At 55.7% G+C, this 4,087-nt stretch carries 4 protein-coding genes; 2 read left to right on the forward strand and 2 right to left on the reverse strand.

All coding sequences use genetic code 11. The features are described 5' to 3' along the window. Positions 1 to 302: 302 nt before the first annotated feature. The gene (locus BP737_RS02550; protein ID WP_292410829.1) at positions 303 to 1,718 is read right to left on the reverse strand and encodes an MATE family efflux transporter; all 1,416 of its coding nucleotides are present in this window, start codon (positions 1,716 to 1,718) and stop codon (positions 303 to 305) included. Beyond that, positions 1,705 to 2,199 (reverse strand): MarR family winged helix-turn-helix transcriptional regulator, encoded by a 495-nt coding sequence (locus BP737_RS02555; RefSeq protein ID WP_292410828.1) that lies wholly within the window; start codon positions 2,197 to 2,199, stop codon positions 1,705 to 1,707. The genes BP737_RS02550 and BP737_RS02555 overlap by 14 nt, the downstream gene beginning before the upstream one ends. 585 nt (positions 2,200 to 2,784) lie before the next feature. Between BP737_RS02555 and BP737_RS02560 the strand changes: the two genes are divergently transcribed. Then, on the forward strand, positions 2,785 to 3,753 hold the full coding sequence (locus tag BP737_RS02560; protein WP_292410827.1) for a DNA-methyltransferase: 969 nt from the start codon (positions 2,785 to 2,787) through the stop codon (positions 3,751 to 3,753). After that, positions 3,740 to 4,087 (forward strand): hypothetical protein (locus BP737_RS02565; protein ID WP_292410826.1); only part of this gene is annotated, 348 nt, incomplete at its 3' end. The genes BP737_RS02560 and BP737_RS02565, both read left to right, overlap by 14 nt.

A 4,087-nucleotide genomic window follows, 5' to 3' on the forward strand; every position in this document is an offset into this window, starting at 1 on the left:
ATTGCCGGCGCTTTCCGCCGTCTGCTGAAGGCGGGGCGTCTCCTCCCCGGTGGGAGGGGCGGAGCCTGCGGACGTCGTCCCCGGCGTATCGGTGCATCCGGCGACGATGCCGCCGAGCGCGACGATCAAAGCCAGGATCGCTGCGTTGATACCGTCTCTGCTCATACGGCGCGTTATGATGTTTCGGATAGTTATATCTTTGCGTTTATCGTGGCTGTTTGACGTTTGCTCCCGTGATCGCGAGTGTCGGGGCGGCGGAAAGAAGATCTCCGCACGAATTGTCTCAAAAATGGTTTGGGGAATCAGGCAACGGGTGCGGGCTGCCCCAGGGAAACATTGCTTTTCAGCCGTTTGATGAAGAGTCGCGCCCAGACGTGTGCAACAATACCGCCCGCAGTCTGTCCGGCGACAATCCCCCACCAGACCCCATATTCCCCGAAACCGAAGGGGATGGCAAGCAGGTACGCAAAGAGCCCGATGAAGACCACCTCTCGAAGGACCGCCAGAATCAGTGCGGTCACCCCGTCTCCTGCGGCCTGGAAGATTGAACTCGACATAACTCCGGGAGCCATGAAGATGTAGAAGAGGCACATCGACTGGAGGAATGCCGTGATTGCGGGGGCAAGGTGTGCGCTATCCGGAGAGTACGAGAATAACGCGGCAATCACCGGAGCAAGGATACCGGAGAGGATACCGGTGGCTATCGCGACGCCGACTCCGACCTTTGTCGCGTATGTGTGCGTAATCGCCACGTTCTCAGGCTGTTTCGCTCCGAATGCGGCCCCCGCAACGGTGACGACGGCCGCGCCGACCGCTATGATCGGGACGGTCGCGATCATCACGATCCGCCACCCGGCGCTGTAGACCGCGACTGCATCGGTCCCGGAGACGGCGACCAGGATACCGTTGATGATGATGGTGACGCTCGATATCAGGAGCATCTCAAGGCTGGCGGGCAGTCCGACCTGCAGGATGGCGGCGTGCACGCGCCATTCGTGGGTGAAGTTTTTCCACGAGAGGGTGAGGTAGGTGTCCCTTTTTACGAGGAACCAGTAGAGCATGATGGCGGTGACTGTGGCCATCGAGATCACCGTTGCCCACCCGGCTCCGGCGATGCCCAGACCAAAGGTATAGATCAGGATCGGGTCGAGGATCGCGTTGAGGACTGCGGAGGCGCTCATGGCATACATGGTCCGCTTCACGTCGCCCTCCGCACGGAGGAGACCGTAGGCGACGCTGTTGAAGAGCATGAGGACGGTGCCTGCAAAGAGGGCCTCCCCGTAATCGACTGCAAGGCCGGTGGTTTCTCCGGCGCCGATCACGAGGAGCAGGGGCTCGAGGAAGAAGACCAGAAGGATGGTCAGGACGATGGAAATTACGCCGGTGAGGACCATCGCATGCATCGCAGCGTTGTCCGCTCGAGCCTTGTTCCTGGATCCGATGCACCGGGCGATGACTGAGGTCGCCCCGGCTCCAAGACCGTTCCCGATGCCGATGAGGATCATGAACAACGGGGTGACGAACCCGACGGCGGCAAGTGCGTCGTCGCCGAGGCCCGCCACCCAGACGGAGTTGATCAGGTGGTAGAGCGACATGAGGAGCATCGCGACGATCATCGGTCCCGAGAGTTTGAGGATCGCGTTCTTCGGGTCGCCGGTCATGATGGCGACACCGGTGTGGGCGGCGGTCTCCTGGCGGGACGGGTCACGCGACGTCATGATCGACCTCTACCTCTCCGCATATCCGGATCTGTTCGATGCTGTTTTTTGCGAGCCTGTACACATCTTCGTGTAACCGGGCGCGTTCTGCCTCAGACAGCCCCGCCGAGATCAGGTTCTCCCATGCCCGCTCGATCTCGATGATTGCGGGCAGGGTCGCGTTCCCCTTCTTCGTCAGGGCGAGGAAATACCTGCGACGGTTCCGGGGATCGGGAGAACGGCGGACGAATCCTCCATCTTCGAGTTTCTTTACGGCCCGGGCAACCGTTCCCTTGTCGATATGCGCCTGCTCGGCGATCTCATCCTGGGTTATGTCGGGTCGGTGCGCTATGTGGAAGAGAAACGGGAACTGACCCGCTGTGAGACCGAGGCCTCTCGCTTCGTTGTTCTGGTAGATTGCATGCAGCCGGTGAATGATGGAGATGAGTCCCGCAAAGGGGATCTCCGGCGGCAGCAGTTCACGATCTGGTGGACAGTTCATGTTGAATGTAGTCTCGTGCGAACGACGATTGTCGATCGGTAAAGCATTCCTCCCTATTCTCAGGTGTGACGGCCGGAGGGATAATTGTTGTTGGTGCAACAGTTGTATAGTCAACAAAACCTCCTTTGCCGTGTCTTTCTTCTGTCCACAACGGGGCCTAAGAGGTTAAACGACAAAAATTATTGCAGTTCCCGGTCGGGCGCGCCGGCACAGGGGAGCAAAAGACGATCAAACATAAGAAGGCCAGGGCCGAGACCTCGAACGGGCAGAGTATCGGAGCAGGGGCACCATTGGTCATGAGGATGTAGTTGCGCGGCTAGAGTGGTTGAGAACGCGTCCTATCAATGAGCAGAGGATCAGACGAGAGGAACTGGGCGACACCGAGCGCGATATCATTGAGGACTACTGCCAGATCGAGGGGGAGATCATCCTCGTTCCGTAAGTGGTAGAGGAGTGAAATGAGCGCGCGGAATTAAACCCTGTCTCTCCCACGTGGGATGAAACCCCGGAATACATCTAATTTTCCGCCGAGATTTTCCGGATTGGACCGAAAATTTTAAGCTTCCGCCCGCTATAATCCGTATCATGGTTCAATCAGATGTTAAAGAGGGCAACCCAAAAGGGAAACGCAGGAGGAAGTATATCCCCGGATTGGCGTGTCTAAAGTTCGTACCTGACGAGTACTGGAGCCCGGAGGAGGCACAAAGACTCTACGAAGGACCGCCTCATTCTCCCGTCCGGCAGGACACCATCTGTTTCGAGGACTGCATCGGGGGAATGGAGCGGATGCCTCCGGAGAGTGTGGACCTGGTCGTCGCGGATCCTCCGTTCGGTATTGACTTCTCAGGCAAAGAGTCGGTTTACAACAGAAACGGGGATTTGGTGGTAGACTCGTATCATGAAATCGATGCCGACTATGGGGAGTTCACGGAACAGTGGATGGCATCGTTGCAGAAGGTCATGAAACCACATGCGACAGCCTATGTTTTCAGTGGATGGAACCACCTCGAAGACGTTCTGCGGGGGGCACGGCTCAGCGGTCTCACCACGATCAATCACATCATCTGGAAGTATCAGTTCGGGGTCTTTACAAAGAAAAAATACGTAACAAGCCATTATCACGTCTTATTGCTTGCCAAAGATCCAAACAAATACTACTTCAACAAAATAGAACATTATCCACTGGATGTCTGGGACATTAACCGGAAGTATAAAGCCGGAGAAGTCAAGAACGGCACGACGTTGCCCCTTGAAGTAGTCAGGCAATGCATCGAGTTCAGTTCCAAACCGGGCGATCTGGTATTCGATCCCTTCATGGGAATGGGGACCACTGCAGTTGCTGCAAAATCTGTCTGGCGGCGTTTCTTCGGATTTGAGAGAAACGAATTAATGCAACCCGTTATTGAAGAACGGATAGATTCTGTAACTCCCGGACAGGATTACACGACCCTTCAAGAGCTGAGAAGGAAAAACATCGAAAAGGCAAAAGAAAAATACCCGTTGGCAGTTAAATACTTGACAAAGGCGGGTGTGCGAATAGATGCGGAGTCCTGAAGAAGAGGCGGCACTGATTGTAGAGGCATTGTTTGAGGACTATGGAACGGGTGGAATCACACGGGGAGAATGTCGCGGGGTAGACGGAAGAGAGGCTATCCTGGAGATGAAGGAAGCAGGTTTTCCCGGCTGGCAAGAACTAGAATGGGCGGGGTTTCATGTCAAGTTTCTCGTCCAGAAGATGTGTAGAGAAAAACTCAACGGCGAGGTCCAAGTATACGATCTTGATAAAAAGAGACACCTCGTAAGGGGCGATTACGTATGGGACACTCGATTCCATGTATACGATAAATCAGACCAAATCCCTCTAGTGGATCATTGCACCTTATTTTGC

This window comes from Methanoculleus sp. UBA291 (genome assembly GCF_002499755.1).
GTDB classification, from domain to species: domain Archaea; phylum Halobacteriota; class Methanomicrobia; order Methanomicrobiales; family Methanoculleaceae; genus Methanoculleus; species Methanoculleus palmolei.